The organism is Pseudomonas sp. NFACC16-2, from assembly GCF_900119205.1.
In the GTDB taxonomy this organism is placed as follows: domain Bacteria; phylum Pseudomonadota; class Gammaproteobacteria; order Pseudomonadales; family Pseudomonadaceae; genus Aquipseudomonas; species Aquipseudomonas fluorescens_Q.
Window position 1 is genome coordinate 88089 of record NZ_FPIX01000022.1, and the last position, 17043, is coordinate 105131.

12 protein-coding genes are annotated in these 17043 nt (G+C 59.5%); 8 read left to right on the plus strand and 4 right to left on the minus strand.

Annotated features, from left to right (window positions below):
- Positions 1-113: 113 nt before the first annotated feature.
- Positions 114-455: a PA4575 family protein gene (locus BT116_RS18275; protein WP_072346143.1), complete on the minus strand. Its 342-nt coding sequence runs from the start codon at positions 453-455 to the stop codon at positions 114-116.
- Between the two features lie 311 nt (positions 456-766).
- Entirely contained in the window at positions 767-3205 is a 2439-nt protein-coding gene (locus BT116_RS18280) for a Lon protease family protein (protein WP_072346145.1), read from the minus strand.
- Between the two features lie 275 nt (positions 3206-3480).
- On the opposite strand from BT116_RS18280, the gene BT116_RS18285 reads away from it, so the two are divergent.
- The 7 genes from BT116_RS18285 (at position 3481) to lanM (ending at position 10793) form a co-directional block, all read left to right on the plus strand.
- Complete coding sequence (locus BT116_RS18285; RefSeq protein ID WP_003185616.1) at positions 3481-3969, plus strand: DUF3015 domain-containing protein; 489 nt, start codon at positions 3481-3483, stop codon at positions 3967-3969.
- A gap of 89 nt (positions 3970-4058) precedes the next feature.
- Positions 4059-5912 carry an Lnb N-terminal periplasmic domain-containing protein gene (locus BT116_RS18290; protein ID WP_072346147.1) on the plus strand — a complete coding sequence of 618 codons (1854 nt, stop codon included), beginning with the start codon at positions 4059-4061 and terminating at the stop codon, positions 5910-5912.
- Positions 5913-6016: 104 nt separating this feature from the next.
- Positions 6017-6373 (plus strand): hypothetical protein, encoded by a 357-nt coding sequence (locus BT116_RS18295; protein WP_072346149.1) that lies wholly within the window; start codon positions 6017-6019, stop codon positions 6371-6373.
- Between the two features lie 70 nt (positions 6374-6443).
- A complete protein-coding gene (locus BT116_RS18300; RefSeq protein ID WP_072346151.1) occupies positions 6444-6935 on the plus strand; it encodes a GreA/GreB family elongation factor in 492 nt (163 codons plus the stop codon).
- A gap of 232 nt (positions 6936-7167) precedes the next feature.
- Positions 7168-7308, plus strand: coding sequence for a hypothetical protein (locus BT116_RS31070; protein ID WP_170845994.1), 141 nt, complete (start codon positions 7168-7170; stop codon positions 7306-7308).
- Between the two features lie 158 nt (positions 7309-7466).
- Entirely contained in the window at positions 7467-7625 is a 159-nt protein-coding gene (locus BT116_RS31075; protein WP_170845993.1) for a hypothetical protein, read from the plus strand.
- Between the two features lie 84 nt (positions 7626-7709).
- Positions 7710-10793 (plus strand): type 2 lanthipeptide synthetase LanM, encoded by a 3084-nt coding sequence (lanM, locus tag BT116_RS18305; protein ID WP_072346153.1) that lies wholly within the window; start codon positions 7710-7712, stop codon positions 10791-10793.
- Between the two features lie 53 nt (positions 10794-10846).
- Here lanM and ettA read toward each other — a convergent pair whose 3' ends face one another.
- Complete coding sequence (gene ettA, locus BT116_RS18310) at positions 10847-12511, minus strand: energy-dependent translational throttle protein EttA (protein ID WP_030140297.1); 1665 nt, start codon at positions 12509-12511, stop codon at positions 10847-10849.
- A 271-nt stretch (positions 12512-12782) separates the two neighbouring features.
- On the opposite strand from ettA, the gene BT116_RS18315 reads away from it, so the two are divergent.
- A complete protein-coding gene (locus tag BT116_RS18315) occupies positions 12783-16631 on the plus strand; it encodes a sensor domain-containing protein (protein ID WP_072346156.1) in 3849 nt (1282 codons plus the stop codon).
- 85 nt (positions 16632-16716) lie between these two features.
- On the opposite strand, the gene BT116_RS18320 is transcribed toward BT116_RS18315, so the two are convergent.
- A partial coding sequence (locus BT116_RS18320; RefSeq protein WP_139209507.1) for a transposase occupies positions 16717-17043 on the minus strand: 327 nt, incomplete at its 5' end.

The following is a 17043-nucleotide window of genomic DNA, read 5'->3' on the forward strand; positions in this document are numbered from 1 at the left end:
GAAAAATCGCGGCGAGTATATCAGCCACGACCGGCCCCACAAACGCCGGGACCGTCCCAGGTCCCTGCTCTTGTGTCAAAATTTTACTGCCGGTGCCCGTGCGGTGATGGCCTTCACTGCAGCGGACGAAACTCGAAGCCGCCGACGTTGCGACAACGGCCTCCATTGATTTCACGCAGTTGGGCTTGCATGTGCAGGGACCATATCTGCGGGTCATCGGCTAGCTCGTAGCCGTGCAGCGTCAGGCTTTGCACAATGGTATCGAGGATGGATTCGGCGGCAGTCGGGCCGGGAAATGGCCCTTGGGCCTTGATGGCAGAAGGTTGTTCACCGGCCATTCCGGCGGCGAAGAGCAAGGTCCACATACCGGTATCTCCCGCCAGGGGGCGGATGGCGCATTCGATACGGGTGACAAGGCCCAGGCATTGACGAGTGAGGCAAAGGTTGCGCGACATGGCGGCGCCCCTCGGTAGATCCGGTATTCAGCCCCGGGAGGAGGCTGTTTCGATCCGATGATGACTCTCGTTATCCTTGAGCTGAGGATAGAAGAAAAGTTCCGGTCGCAAGGACTTTCGAGACCAGAATGCGCCGAGCGGTCACAGTGTGAATATTGACGCCAAAGTGGTGGCGTTTTTTTTGAAACAACCAAAAATTTGTGGGAGCGAGCTTGCTCGCGATAGCGGTGTGACAGTCGACTGATGAGTGACTGAAACTGCGCTATCGCGAGCAAGCTCGCTCCCACAGGGTCCCACTTGGAATACAGCAATCAAGCCGGCTTGGCCTCCGTCAATGCCTGCTGTGCCAGTTCCTTTTCCGCTTCCTTGATGTCATCTTCGCTGATCATTTCCGCGATCACCCGCAGCCGCTCCACTACCCTGGCATTGACGCTGCCCTCGGGGAACTCGCCGTTTTCGTCCGGCTCGCCAGCAGGCTCGCCCACCAACAGGCTCAGGGCTTCGTCGGCCTGGCGCACCGCATAGACGTGGAACTGCCCAGCGCGCACGGCGGCCAGCACTTTCTCGTCGAGCATCAGGGTCGCGACGTTGGCCTGGGGAATGATCGCCCCCTGCTCACCGGTCAACCCACGGGCTTCACAGAGGCGGAAGAAGCCTTCGATCTTCTCGTTGACCCCGCCCACCGCCTGCACTTCACCGAACTGGTTGATCGAGCCGGTAATGGCGAAGCACTGCTTGAGCGGCGTCTTCGACAGGGCCGAGATCAGCGTACACGCCTCGCCCAGGGACGCGCTGTCGCCATCCACGTAACCGTAGGACTGCTCCAGCGCAATGCTGGCCGAGATCGCCAGCGGGAATTCCTGGGCATAACGACTGCCCAGGTAGCCGGTAAGAATCATCACGCCCTTGGAGTGGATCGGCTGGCCGAGGTTGACCTCCCGCTCGATGTCGACGATACCGCTGCCGCCCGGGTACACCGTGGCGGAAATCCGCGCGGGTACACCAAACGCAGAGTCGCCGACCTCGAGGACTGTCAGCCCGTTGCATTTGCCCACGGCCGCGCCGGCGGTGTCGATCAGGATGATCCCCGCGAGCATGTCGTCGAGGATTCGCGCCGAGACACGCCCGGTACGGGTGGCCTTGGCCTTGAGGGCGCGCTCGATATGACCGGCGTCGGTCATATCGTCACCGGCCAGTTGGCGAATGAAATCCGCCTCGCTGACCAGTTGGAACAGATCACCGATGCGCGCCGACAAGCGCCCCTGGTGTTCGGCCAGACGCGCACTGTAGGTCGCCAGGCGCGCCACCGCGTCGGCGGTCAGCGGCGCCATGCCCTCCTCCGAAGTGCGGGTCTTGAGCAACTGGGCGAACTGCTCCAGGCTCTCGTCGCCCATCGGGATGTCTTCGTCGAAATCCACCAGCACGCGAAACATTTCCTGGAAGTCCGGATCCAGGTCCTGCAAGGCGTAGTAGAGCTGGCGGGCGCCGATGATCACGACCTTGACCTGCAGCGGAATGTGCTGCGGCGTCAGGGTCACGGTGGCCACGCGCCCCAGCTCCCCCAGCGGCGATTCCATTTTCAGCTTGCGCGATTGCAGGGCACGCTTGAGCGCATCCCACACGAACGGCTCACCGAGCATTTTTTCCGCTTCGAGAATCAGGAAACCGCCGTTGGCCCGGTGCAAGGCGCCCGGACGCAACTGCCGGTACGTGGTGTAGAGCGCGCCCTGGTCGGTGCTGTATTCGATGCGACCAAACAGGTTGTCGTAGGTCGGGTGCGGCTCGAACACCACCGGCGCGCCGCCACTGAACGGATGCCCGACCACCAGGCTCGGGGCGTACTGTTCCTCCAGCAGCTTGCGGGCGATGGCGTCGGTCTTGCTGTCGTCCACCAATTGCTCGACCACGGTCTTGAGCAGATAGACCTGCATGGCCTGCAGGTAGCCGCAGACCGCAGCGTTCTCTGCGTATTTCTCCGACAGTGGTGCCAGCAACGGTTGCAGGGCCAGGGTGATGGTTTCTTCGTTGAGCTGGCGCAACTGGTTGCTGGACTCGCGCTTCCACTGCGGCAGGCTGGCGAGCTCCTCGTTCAAGCGCTCTTCCAGGCCCGAGATGTCCTCATGGAAACGCTCGCGCTCGGCTTCCGGCAACTGGGCGAATTCCGCTTCATCCAGGGCCTTGCCTTCGCTCATTGGCGTGAAGGCGATGTTGCTGCTGTCACGGTACAGCGCGACATCCTTCTCCAGCGCCAGGCGCTCGATCACATCCAAGGCGCGGTCATAGCGCTGGTTGAAGGCGCGGTCGATGGCACTTTTCTTCTGCTGGTAGGACGGGTGCTCGAATACCGCCGGGAACGTCGCCAGCAAGTTGTCGATCAGGCCGTTGATGTCGGCGATGAAAGCACCGGCCGTACCTGACGGCAGTTCCAGGGCACGGGGTTCGCGGGGCTCATCGAAGTTGTTGACGTAGACCCAGTCCGCCGGGGTCTGCAGGCGCTTGCCTTCGGCCTTGAGGTAGCGTTTGACGAACGAAAACCGGCCAGTGCCGGGCTCGCCCATGACGAATACGTTGTAACCGGGGCGCGGCATGGCCACGCCGAACTGCAAGGCTTCGACCGCACGTTCCTGGCCAAGCACACCGCGGAAGGGCTCCAGATCATTGGTGGTAGAGAAGCTGAACTGTTCAGCGGAAAACGGACGGGTCAGCGCTTCGGGCGCTAGACGCAAGCTGGCAGCAACAGGATCAGGCATCGGGCTTCCTTACATCAGGCGGGGCAGATAGCGGCATTCTGGCGCCGCCTGTACCTGACTGGCAAGGAGCGCCTCTGCCCATAGCATAGTCAAAGGGGAAACCGCGGACGGGGCCCAGTAGACAGGCGATCTTCCAGTGATGTTTTTGCAAAATGTCACGGAACCCCTGGATCGTGCCTAAACTCCAAATTGCGCGGCTGGGACAATAACCGGCCCACTGGCTGCTATAGGGGCCAGACCCTGTCCATCGGTATGCACATAAAGAGAACATAGCTATGAAACGGATTCTTCTCGGTACTCTCTTCACCGCTGTATCCATCAACGCCATGGCTCAGGCGCCGGGCGGCCCGGATTGCGGCTGGGGCAACATGCTGTTCGAAGGTCAGCGTGGCACTCCGGCACACTTCCTGGCATCCACCACCAACGGCACTTCCGGTAACGCTACCTTCGGCATGACATCCGGCACCAACGGTTGCTCGACCAACGCGGCACTGACCTACGGTGGCAAGTCCTGGCTGGCCATGAATGGCATGATGAACGAGCTGTCCGAAGACATGGCCAAGGGTCAAGGCGAAGCGCTGACCACCTATGCCGTGGTACTGGGCGTAGCGCCGGAAGATCGCGCACACTTCTCAGCCGTTACCCACGAGCACTTCCAGCAGATCTTCAGCAAGGCTGACGTGACGGCGGAAGATGTGCATACCAACACCCTGGCCGTGCTGAAAAGCGATCCTCGCCTGGCCAAGTACGCCACTCAAGCTTAAGCTCGACACCACTCGCTCCTCTCGGGGAGCGGGTTTTCTTTTCGGGGCCCCTTCGGTCTTTGTTTTTTCGCCTTTCCAAGTAGCCGACTATGCTCAAACGCCTTGCCTGGCTGGCGCTCTGTGTGTGCGCCCCGCTGTCCGCCGCGCCTCATGTCGACCCTCAACGTTTGCAGCAACTGGCCAATGACCGCTTCTGGATTTCCCTGGGCCACTACGAAACCGCCAAGCTTGGCGGGTGGCGCAGCTATATCAGCGACAAGAAATTCTTCCTCGCGCCCGATGGCAACGAACATCCCGAGCGCGAACTGAGCGCCACGCTAAAAGCCCTGTACGGCCCGGCCAGCGCCGGCCAGCAGCATGCCCAGTGCGTGTACCCGGCGCGAACGCGCTGGCTCAAGGCCCAGCTCAATCTGACGGATCTGCCGGCCGTTGACTGCAGCGACTTCAACCAATGGTTCAAGGACGTCTCGCCCCACAGCGCGGTGATGATCTTCCCCGCCGCGTATCTGAACAGCCCGTCCTCGATGTTCGGCCACACCCTGCTGCGCATCGACCAGGCCGATGTGCAAAGCGACAAGACCGCCCTGCTCAGCTATGCGATCAATTTCGGCGCCTACATCGAAGGCTCGGACAACAGCATCCTCTATGCCTGGAAGGGCCTGATGGGCGGCTATCCCGGCCTGTTCGCCCTGGTGCCGTACCAGGAAAAACTCTCCGAGTACCGTAGCCTGGAGAACCGCGACCTGTGGGAATACCGCCTGAACCTGAGCCAAGCGGAAACCGAGCGCATGGTCGAGCACGTCTGGGAACTCAAGCAGATTCAGTTCGACTATTTTTTCTTCGACGAAAACTGCTCCTATCGCCTGCTCGAATTGCTGCAAGTGGCTCGCCCCAGCCTGCGCCTGACCGAACAATTCCCGCTGACGGCGATTCCCACCGACACCGTCAAGGCCGTGAAAGAAGCCGGCCTGGTGGAAAGCATCCAGTATCGACCGTCCCGTGAACGGGAACTGCTCAGCCGCGCCGAACCGCTCAGCGACGAAGAACAGCAATGGGTACTCAAAGCCAGTGCCGACCAGCGGCAACTGCAAGCCCCCGGCTTCAAGGCGTTGCCGCGCGAACGCCAGGCGCTGATCATCGATGCGGCCTATCGCCTGGAGCGCTATCGCGCCAACGGCCAGGAGCGCGACCCACAACGCGCCCAGCGCAGTTTCGAACTGTTGCGGGCGATCAACCAAAACCCTGCGCCGGAGCTCGATATCCCGCAACCGGGCCTGCCCGAGGACGGTCACCAATCGCGCACCTGGCAGGCTGGCCTCGGCACGCGGGGCGACCGGGCGTTCGGCGAGTATGGCTTGCGCATGGCCTATCACGATCTCAACGACAACGCCGAGAGCTTCCCCTTGGGCGCACAGATCGAAATCCTGCAATTGAAACTGCGCCAGTACGAAGGCAATGACTGGCAGGTGCAACAACTGGACCTGGCGACCATTCGCTCCCTGACGCCGCGCAACGAGTTGCTGCAACCGCTGTCCTGGCAGGTCACCGGCGGCCTGGAACGGGTACCGGGCAAACACGACGACGAAACCCTGGTCAGCCACGTCAACGGCGGCGCCGGTGGCACCTGGGCGCTGGGCGAGGATGTCCTCGGCTTTGCCCTGGGCACGGTGCGGGTCGAACACAACAATGACTTCGCCCAGTTCATCGCTCCGGCCGCCGGTTTCAATAGCGGTGTGCTGTGGAAAAACCCGCTGGGCAACCTGAGCCTGGAAGCCAAGGGCGATTATTTCGTCAACGGCGAGGTGCGCCGCAGCCTGAGCCTGAACCAGCAATGGGAATTGTCCCGCAACCTCGGCCTGCGCCTGAGTGCGCAGCGGGAATTCAGCCAATTGGCCGCGCCGGAGAACGAAGTGATGCTTGAGGTGAAGTGGTATCACTACTGACCATGGCCTGCGCAACGAACGGATTAATCACCACGCTTTCACGCCTTACTGACGAATCCACTTCTAGACTTATTGTATGAGCGGGATTCGGCAGGAAAGCAGAAATGAAGCGCACAGCAGTGGTCCTGAGTATGTTGATGTTGCTCGGTGGCTGTGAAACCACCCACGAAGACCTGATCGCCCGGGGTTATCCACCAGCGTTCGCCGACGGCTACGACGACGGTTGCAGCAGCGGCCGGCAAGCCGCCGGGGCGATCACCGGCCAATTCAGGAAAGACGTGCCGCGTTATCTCAAGGATCCGCGTTATGCCGAAGGCTGGAGCGATGGCTTCCGCCAGTGCCAGGCCATGCGCGAGAACGAAGAGCGTAATGCCTATCGCGAGCGCTATTGGGACGAACGTGAACGGGCCTGGCAGCAGCAGAAGGACCAGGACGCCGCCCGGGCCTATCGCTCGCCGTAAGTCGCGTACAGACATTCATCGAAACCAAAAGCCTGCGACCATGGCCCAAACTCCAATAGAGGAGAACACCATGAGTCGCGCTTTCGTCAACGAAGACAACGCCGCAGCCCAGGCCGATCAACCGGTCGAACGCCAGATCAGTGCGCAGCCCAATTACGTGACACCGTCCGGGTTTGCCCAGTTGCAGGCCCGCGTCGCCCAGTTGCAGGCACTGCATGGCCAGCACGCAGCCAAAGGCGACCAGACAGATAAACAGCGCATCGCCGACATTGAACGGGACCTGCGCTATTTCAATCAGCGCTTGCAAAGCGCCCAGGTCGTCGTGCCGACATCAACGGATCAGGTGCGGATCGGGCATTGGGTGACCTTCGTCGATGAGCATGATCACGAGCAGCGGGTGCAATTGGTGGGTGAAGACCAAGCTGATGCGGCCAGTGGACTGATCAACTGGGGTTCGCCGCTGGGGCGAGCGTTGCTGGGGGCGAAGGTGGGGGATGAGGTGATCTGGGAGCGACCGATGGGCAATCTCGCCATTGAAGTCATTGCAATAGCGCTTGATTAAAGAACCGAGCGGGCAGCACTTGTTAATACCATGAGAAAACACTTCAAAGCTTTCCAGCAGGCTCAAAAAAAGCAATAAGGCCTCTAACGCTAGAGCATAGCAACAGCAATTACATACTGTAGCAACATGTAACCGCAACATAAGGTCATAACGACAAGTTGGTGTCAAATCGGCAGCGTGCTATTGTTTTTCCCGCACCAAAACAGGTGCGCAACAATAGAGGAGAAACATGATGAGCGAACACATACTGGCAATGTCCGGTGACTTCGATGGTGACTTCAAGTCCTACCAACTCGTCAGTCGCGGCATTGAGTCAGCAGCGCTGACCATTGTCGAATGTGGCACCGCAGAGTGCACCGCCATTTTGTGCTAATCCCACTTTCAAGGTCGACCTGCACAGGGCGACTTTGATATCCCTAATCCCATTCATAGACAACTTCATTTGACATCCTACAGTTCGGATACAGTGATTGGCATCCGATTGGCCGCAGGCCGCTGTACGCGATATTCAATAACTGATGAGGAAATATCATGAACGAAAAAATCCTGAACATGTCCGGTGACTTCTATCTCGAGTTCAACGCCTACCAAGCGCCCGCCAACAACATCGCGGGCATGCTGGCAACGACAATGGAATGCAACACCTTTGGAACTTGCACCAATATTGGATGCTCGACACTCGGGTGTTAATCCCGCTTAATCGACATCGAAACAGGCAACACCTATAAACATAGAGCAGGCATTGCCTGCTCTATCCATGTCAGGAGCTATGGCATGCTAGTTAACGCTTTGAAGTTGGATCAGCGAGGGAAGTACCGGTACGCTTCAGACGGCGACATCGCCCTTTTTGAAAACAACCTGACCCGCCTGCATGCCGATGATCAAACCGTGCTGGATCACTTTGGCCTGAACAGGGAACAACTGGTCTCGTATATCAAGGAACCCGTCAATCAGCAGCCCTTGCCCGCCGCTGGCGAAGAGGCCTTGAATACGTTGAAAGAGAAATTGATTCATCTCGACAGCGTGAATGTCGACATGAAACAAGGCTCAAGCAACAAGGACAATTTTTATTGGTTTGGCTATCGCTTTTTTCTTTATTTCATCGATACGTTCAAGGCAGATGCGCGCTATTGGAATGCGTCAAGGCACATTGATGAACCCGCCTTGTTTGCCAGCCTTGAACGCTATGTCCTGGCCCGGGTTGGACGCACCTCGGAACAAAGCCTGGTCCATTATTTGAATACTCGGATTGCGGACGGCGATGACATTGACCTGGAAGGATTCAATCACCTTCTATGCACGTTGCCATTGCTGAAGTTTTTCGAATCCTACCCAGTGCTGGCGACATTGCTGTTTGACCTACTGGAAGACACCCTCCATTTTCTTTATACGGTCATTCGTAACTTTGCCGACGACGCTGAATGGTTGGAGGCGGAGTTTTCGATCCCTTCGCGGAAAATCGATGCCATTGAGCTCGGCCTGGGCGACCCTCACGGTCGTGGCGAAACGGTCTGCCAAGTCAAGATCGGCAGCACTGCATTGGTCTACAAGCCAAGGGCAAGCCGGGAGGCGCTGTTTTTCTATGGCCTTCTTGGCCAACTGCATGAGTGGACAGGCGCAGATTGTTTTTCTATCCATACGCCAAGAATCCTCAGCCGCGAACGGCACAGCTGGGTAGAGAAAGTCGAGAACCTCCCTTGCGATAGCGAAACAGACATTGGGCTGTTCTATCAAAAAATGGGAGCACAAATAGCCGTCATCCATGGATTGAATGGCATCGACTTTCACTACGAAAATATTATTGCGTGCGGCAACAGCCCGGTCATGATCGACCTCGAGTGTTTGTTCACGGCTTCCACCAGCGACCTGCTCACTGACCTGCCCGCAGGTTGCGCACTGTCCAATAGTTTTAAATTGGTCCAGCAGTCAATCTGCTCCAGCGGCTTCGTACCCTTCTCACAACAGCCCAATAACGACCAGAGCGGTCTGACCCGGCAAGCGCTATTCATCTCCACCCGCCATTCCCTGATTTTCGACGATGGTTTTTACCATTTGCGCAAAGTCGAATTCGAACATCACCTGATGCAAAAACATCTGCCGCTTTTGCAGGGTGAGCGCAAGGGACCTGAGGCTTATAAAAAAGAACTTTTCCAAGGCTTTGAAAAGGCCTATGGCGAACTGATGGTTCATCGGCACGCAATCATGCAGGTGGTTGAACAATCCGCAGGCGAACTGTCAACCCGGGTATTGCTCAAAAACTCTCAACGCTACGCTGATTTTATCGGGCTGATCCGCCACCCTCGCTTTATGCAGAACATGCTCGACCGGGAACTTCTGCTCGCCACCCTGTGGGAAGACCTGAAAGAACCCTATCGGGAAAAGGGCATTCCCCGCTATGAAATAGCCGACCTGGAACGATCCAGTATCCCGTGCTTTACCATGCCGCTGAACGGCAACTATTTTACGAGCGCACAGGGTGAAACAATTGAAATGGCAGCCGTGGAACCACCGGTAAAAAGCTGCCTGCGGAAAATAGCCAACCTGTCCCGCAAAGACTGGGCCTTACAACGCACCTTACTCGAAATCTGTCTGTTCCCAGAACCGAACGGACATCCTCCCTCCCCTATTCCGCAGACGCTGGCGAAACTTGAAACAGCGCCCCTGGCGGACCGACTCGACGCGCTACAGACCATCAGCGCCCGCCTCGAGGATCTGGCGGTAGTGGGCATGACGGAAGATGTAAGCTGGCTGTCTTTCCATACGCACCCCAGGACCCAGAGAAAATACCCGTTGCCCATGGATCACGGGCTGTACTCCGGTATCGCCGGGATTGGCTTGTTTTATCTGGGCCTGTTCAAGGTGAGCGGCGAACCGCACTGTCTGTCGCGCATGGACCAGGTGCTGCACTCACTGGAGCAACGCTTCGGCTTTTTCAGAACCGATTTGACGGTCAGTGCTTATCACGGGCTGGGGGCTTACCTCTATCTGCTCATCAATCGTCGCCAGGTCACTGGAGACGCCAGGCATGATGAAAAAATTGCCGGACTGCTACGCCAACTGATTGAAGTCTCTCCTGAAGACTATGATTTCGACTTCCTCGGAGGCTGTTGTGGGGCTGTGACCCTGCTGGCCAATATCCATGCATTGTCTGCACAGGAGAACGTGCTGCCCGCCATCCAACGCATGGTTGGCTACATCAAGGATCAAGTCCTGATTGAAGATGGCCAACTGCTGCTGCGTGATGATCGCTCGGTCATTTTGACAGGCTTGTCCCACGGCCTCTCGGGGGTCATCCATGCCCTGTGCAAAGCCTATGACGTGACCGGCGATGCGACCCTGGTGCCCTTGGCCCTCCAGGTGCTCGAAGGCGAAAACCGCTTGAGCCGGGACGGTTTCTGGCTGGACCTGCGGAACCTCGGCCCGGCGGACCATACGTCCAAGTGGTGCCACGGCGACGGCGGTATCCTTATCGCCAGGCGACAGCTCATGGCATCGATGGGGGACGCCCTGGACGACGCGGCCAGGCAGACCGTGCTCGACGATATCCAGCGATGCGAGAACAATCTCTGGCAGCACGGTTTCGGCGAGGGCTACAACCTGTGCCACGGGGATTTCGGCAATCTGATCTGTCTGCATGACTTGTATCGGCACTCGGATAATCCCGAAGGCATGAGCAGGGTCAGAAAGACACTCGACGGAATCGCCCGGCAGTTTTTCGAGGGACCATGGCTCGACAACGATCGGGTACCCGACGTCAGCCTGTTGACTGGAATCACGGGAGCGGGTTATGCCTTGCTGTACGAGATGGACCCGACCCTCCCCAACATTCTCTCCCTTGAATTCGCGGTGCCGGCGTAACCCCCATGAAAAACGGAGCCCGAAGGCTCCGTTTTTTCATGCAACCAACCGACTCAGGCCAGTTTTTTGTGCCGTACGCGATGCGGCTGGGCAGCGGCTTCGCCGAGGCGTTTCTTGCGATCGGCTTCGTACTCGGTGTAGTTGCCTTCGAAGAACACCGCTTGGGAATCGTCTTCGTATGCCAGGATGTGGGTCGCCACGCGGTCGAGGAACCACCGATCGTGGGAGATCACAATGGCGGCGCCCGGGAAGTCCAGCAAGGCTTCTTCCAGGGAACGCAGGGTCTCGACGTCGAGGTCGTTGGACGGTTCGTCGAGCAGCAGGACGTTGCCGCCCTCCTTCAAGGTCAACGCCAGGTGCAAGCGACCGCGCTCACCACCGGACAGGTCCTTGACGAACTTCTGCTGGTCGCCGCCCTTGAAGTTGAAACGGCCCACATAAGTGCGCGACGGGATTTCATAGTTGCCGATGCGGATCTGGTCGGAACCGTCGGAGATCTGCTGGAACACGGTCTTGCTGCCGTCCAGGTCTTCGCGGCTCTGGTCGACGCAGGCCAGTTGCACGGTTTCACCGATTTCGATGCTGCCCGAATCCGGCGTTTCCTTGCCCATCAGCATGCGGAACAGAGTGGATTTACCCGCACCGTTACCGCCGATCACGCCGACGATGGCGCCCTTGGGCATGGAGAACGACAGGTTGTCGATCAGCACGCGATCGCCGTAGCCCTTGGTGACGTTCTTGAACTCGATGACCTTGTCACCCAGGCGCGGACCGGCCGGGATGTAGATCTCGTTGGTTTCGCTGCGCTTCTGGAATTCCTGGGATTGCATTTCCTCAAAGCGTTGCAGGCGTGCCTTGGATTTGGACTGGCGGGCCTTGGCGCCTTTGCGCACCCACTCCAGTTCTTCCTTCATGGCTTTTTCATGGGCCGACTGCTGCTTGGACTCCTGGGCCAGACGATCGGACTTGGCTTCCAGCCAGCCCGAATAGTTGCCCTCGTATGGAATGCCCGCGCCACGGTCCAGTTCGAGGATCCAGCCAGCGACGTTGTCCAGGAAGTAACGGTCGTGCGTGATCGCAACCACGGTGCCTGGGAAGTCGTGCAGGAAGTGTTCGAGCCAGGCGACGGAATCGGCGTCCAGGTGGTTGGTCGGTTCATCGAGCAGCAGCATGTCCGGAGCCGACAGCAGCAGGCGGCACAGGGCCACGCGGCGCTTCTCACCACCAGACAGGTGTTCGACCTTCGCGTCCCAGGCCGGGAGGCGCAGCGCATCGGCGGCGACTTCCAGCTGGCGGTCCAGGTTGTGGCCGTCGCTGGCCTGCAGGATCGCTTCGAGCTTGGCCTGTTCGGCGGCCAGCTTGTCGAAGTCGGCATCCGGATCGGCGTAGGCGGCATAGACCTCGTCGAGGCGCGCCTGGGCGTCCTTGATCACACTGACCGCTTCCTCGACCACTTCACGGACGGTCTTGGTCGGATCCAGCTGAGGTTCCTGGGGCAGGTAGCCGATGTTCAGGTCCGGCATCGGGCGGGCTTCGCCATCGAATTCGTTATCGACGCCGGCCATGATTTTCAGCAGCGTGGATTTACCCGAACCGTTGAGGCCCAGTACGCCGATCTTGGCGCCGGGGAAGAAGGACAGTGAAATATTTTTCAGGATTTCCCGCTTCGGCGGAACAACTTTGCTCAGCCGATGCATGGTGAAGACGTATTGAGCCATGGTGAACCTAGCGTCAGTGACAGTTGAAAAGAACGAGCCAGGCCATGCGCGGCACCGGCATTTGACGGTCATCAATGCCTGCGCGCGGATAGAGCCTGGGGATCTGGAGCTGGAACGCTCTTGTTTGACCGGCAAAGCTACCTCAACCGTCGGTCAAGGTCCAGCCGCCAAGGACTGGCACTTTGCCACAAGTCAAGGCATGCTAGCCGCCCTTCGGGCGTCCGGCTTATAGTGCACGTCGCGCCAGTCCAGCAAACTGCAGGATTACAGCTTGTCCAACGTCACTCCGCCCCTGTCCCCTCGCGCACCCGCAGTCGTGTCCGGCTCGCCCCTGCGCGGGACATTGAAGAGCGCACTGGCCACGCTGGTGTTGCTGTTGCTCGGCTTGTTGTTCTGGCAATTGCTCGACCAACTGCGCGAAACCCAACAGCAACAACGCCAATACACCATCGACTACACCGCCGATCTCGCCGCGCAGGTCAGCCTGAACATGGCCCTGAACGCGCAAATCGCCCTCAACCTGCTACCGATCGTCGAACAACCCCAAACGGGCGACGAACAGCGGGCCCTGGTGCGCAAACTCCAGCAATCGCTCCCCGAATTGCGCAGCCTGGTCCTGCTGAGCCCCTCCGGCCGAGTGCTCAGTGACAGCAACGCCGACAGCCACGACGCCGACTACCTGGGCGAACTGGTGCGGCGCAGCCGGGCCCAGGCCCATTATTTCAGCAATGCCGAAGACGGCTCCGTGGTGCACCTATTGTTGCACCAGGCCAGCGGTAGCAGCCGTGGCTACTGGGCCCTGCGCCTGAGCCCGAACTTTTTCTCCACCCTGACCAAGCAGGCCGATATGGGGATGCGCCCGCTGTGGCTGGTAGAAAACCGTCTCAACCAGCAGATCATCAGCCGCGACGAGAGTCTGCCCTCGAGCAGCCCTACCCATTTGTCCCCGGATGACCTGGAGAACACTGTACTGACCGTGCCCTTGAGTAGCAGCGACTGGCAACTGCGGGGGCTGTTCGACCGTCGCCAGGTGATCGAACAATTGTTGCCGGCCTTCGTCGGCAAATGCCTGCTGGGCCTGGCGTTTTCGTTGTTGCCGGTGATTGCGCTCTTGAACATGCGCCGACGTCAGCGGCAGTTGCATGAAGGTCGGCGGCGCTACCAGGATATTTTCGAAGGCACTGGCGTGGCCTTGTGCGTGCTCGACCTGTCGGGGCTCAAGGCGTTTTTTGAGCGGGCCGGCCTGCACACGGGCGATCAATTGCGCGCATGGACAAAAACCTCCCATCAACTCGAGCAATTGCGCCAGGAAGTTCACGTCACCGAAGTCAACCAGATGGCGTTGAAACTGCTCAATGTCGATTCCTGCGATCAGGCCTGGCAACTGCTGGTCGGCAAGGGTGCGCAGGACAACAACCCCGTCGGCACGAAGCTGCTCGAGGCGCTGCTCGATCAACACAAGCAACTGGAGCTGGAAATCAAGCTCCAGGACGCCCATGGCCGCGACCAGCACCTGTGGCTGGTGCTGCGCCTGCCGGAAAAACAGCAAGACCATAACGCGGTCATCCTGAGCATCAGCGACATCACCAGCCGCAAGCTGATCGAGCTCTCGCTGCTCGAACGCGAGGGTTTCTGGTCCGACGTGGTGCGCACCGTGCCGGATCATCTCTATGTGCAGGACGTCATCAGTCAGCGGATGATCTTCAGCAACCACCACCTGGGCCAGACCCTGGGGTACGACCGCACCGAACTGCACCAGATGGGCGAGTACTTCTGGGAAATCCTGCTGCACAGCGACGATGCCGATCACTACCACAGCCTGCGCCAGGCACAGCGGCGGGGCGGGTACACGCAATTGTTGCAATGCCAACTGCGCTTTCGCCACCGCAATGGCAAATGGCGCTGCTTCGACATCCGCGAGCAGGCCCTGGCCCGGGACCGGGATAACCAGGTGACACGAATCATCGGCGTGGCCAAGGACGTCACCGAGCAGATCGAGGCCAGTGAATCGCTGCGTGACAGCGAACAACGCTACCGGATGCTCGCCGAAAGCATCAGCGACGTGATTTTCTCCACCGACAACAAGCTTTCGCTCAACTACGTCAGCCCGTCGGTGCAAGCGGTGCTGGGCTACACCGCCGACTGGATCTTCCAGAACGGCTGGCAATCGATCATCGCCAATCCGCAACAACTGACCGCCATCTACAGCCTGATGGACCGGGTCAGCAAGGCCCTCGACAAGCCCGATCAACTGGCCGAGCTGCGCAACCAGATGCAGACCCAGTTGTTCCTGTTCGACTGCCTGCGTGCCGATGGGCGCAAGATTCCCATCGAGCTGCGGCTGGTACTGGTATGGGATGAACACGGCGCGTTCGAAGGCGTGCTCGGCGTCGGTCGCGACATCAGCCAGCAGCGTCGCGCTGAAAAAGACCTGCGCATGGCCGCTACGGTCTTCGAACACTCGACCTCGGCGATCCTGATCACCGACCCGGCCGGCTACATTGTCCAGGCCAACGAAGCCTTCAGTCGCGTCAGCGGTTATGCCGTGTCGCAAGTGCTGGACCAGTTGCCCAACATGCTGACCGTGGACGAACAGCAGGAAGCCCACTTGCGCTACGTGCTCAAGCAGCTGCAACAGCACAGCACCTGGGAAGGCGAAGTCTGGCTCAAGCGCCGCAATGGCGAGCATTACCCGGCCTGGGTCGGCATTACGGCCGTACTGGATGACGAAGGCGACCTGGCCAGCTATGTATGCTTCTTCAGCGACATCAGCGAGCGCAAGGCCAGCGAGCAGCGCATTCATCGCCTGGCCTATTACGACGCCCTGACTCACCTGCCCAACCGCACGCTGTTCCAGGATCGCCTGCACACCGCGCTGCAATCGGCCGACCGGCAGAAGACCTGGGTCGTGCTGATGTTCCTCGACCTGGACCGCTTCAAGCCGATCAACGACTCCCTGGGCCATGCCGCCGGCGATCGGATGCTCAAGGAAATGGCCACGCGCCTGCTCGGCTGCGTCGCCGACGACGACACTGTGGCACGCATGGGTGGCGATGAATTCACCCTGCTGCTGCAACCGCGCGCCAGCCGCGAAATGGCGCTGAACCGGGCAATCAACGTAGCCGAGCAGATCCTCGCCAGCCTGGTCCGGCCCTTCGTGCTCGAAGGCCGGGAGTTCTTCGTCACCGCCAGTATCGGTATCGCCCTGAGCCCCCAGGACGGCAACGAACTGAGCCAATTGATGAAAAACGCCGACACAGCCATGTATCACGCCAAGGAGCGGGGCAAGAACAACTTCCAGTTCTATCAGGCCGACATGAACGCCAGCGCCCTGGAGCGCCTGGAGCTGGAAAGCGACCTGCGCCACGCCCTGGAACAGAACGAGTTCGTGCTGTATTACCAGCCGCAGTTCAGCGGCGATGGCAAACGTTTGACCGGTGCCGAAGCCCTGCTGCGCTGGCGCCATCCGCGACGCGGATTGGTGCCGCCGGGGGATTTCATCCCGGTACTCGAAGAACTCGGCTTGGTGGTGGACGTCGGCGACTGGGTCATCACCGAGGCCTGTCGGCAGCTCAGGACATGGCACCAGGCCAAGGTCCGGGTGCCGAAGGTCTCGGTCAACATTTCGGCCCGGCAGTTCTCCGACGGCCAGTTGGGCACGCGCATCGCCAATATCCTGCGCAGCACCGGCCTGCCGCCGGCCTGCCTGGAGCTGGAACTGACGGAAAGTATCCTGATGCGCGAAGTCAGCGAGGCGATGCAAATCCTGGCCGGGCTGAAAAACCTGGGCCTGAGCATCGCCGTCGATGACTTCGGCACCGGTTATTCGTCGCTCAACTACCTCAAGCAATTCCCCATCGACGTGCTGAAGATCGACCGCACCTTCGTCGACGGCCTGCCGTCCGGCGAGCAGGATGCGCAGATCGCCCGGGCGATCATCGCCATGGCCCACAGCCTCAACCTGGCGGTGATCGCCGAGGGTGTCGAAACCCACGAGCAGCTGGATTTCCTGCGCGAGCACGGCTGCGACGAAGTCCAGGGCTACCTGTTCGGCCGGCCGATGCCGGCCAATCGGTTCGAAGCGCAGTTCAGCAATGATGCGTTGTTCATGCTCGACTGAGGTTCTTCGGTGCCTGTAGTGGCCTCATCGCGAGCAAGCTCGCTCCCACAGGCTGATGGACACGCAGGTCCAAACGTGGGAGATTCTATGTTGCAGGGCAACCCTGCAACATAGGCGCTGGTTGGTATTCGCTCTGATTTTTCATCAAGGCAAATGCCACTCGGCAAAGCTTGCGGGCTAGCACCACCAATGCCTGGGTTTTTGAGAAGCCTCTCGCCAGGTACGACTCGTAAAATGGTTTCCATCTAGACGAGCGGCACGCGGTCATTGCGGCGATATGAGCGAGTCTGCGTATCTCGGGATCGCCTTTCTTGGATAGATACCGGGCGCCATTCTTTTTTCCGGAATCATCGACCCGCAAGTCCATCCCTAAAAATGCGATAAACGCATCGCTGTCGGTAAAATCGCCTCG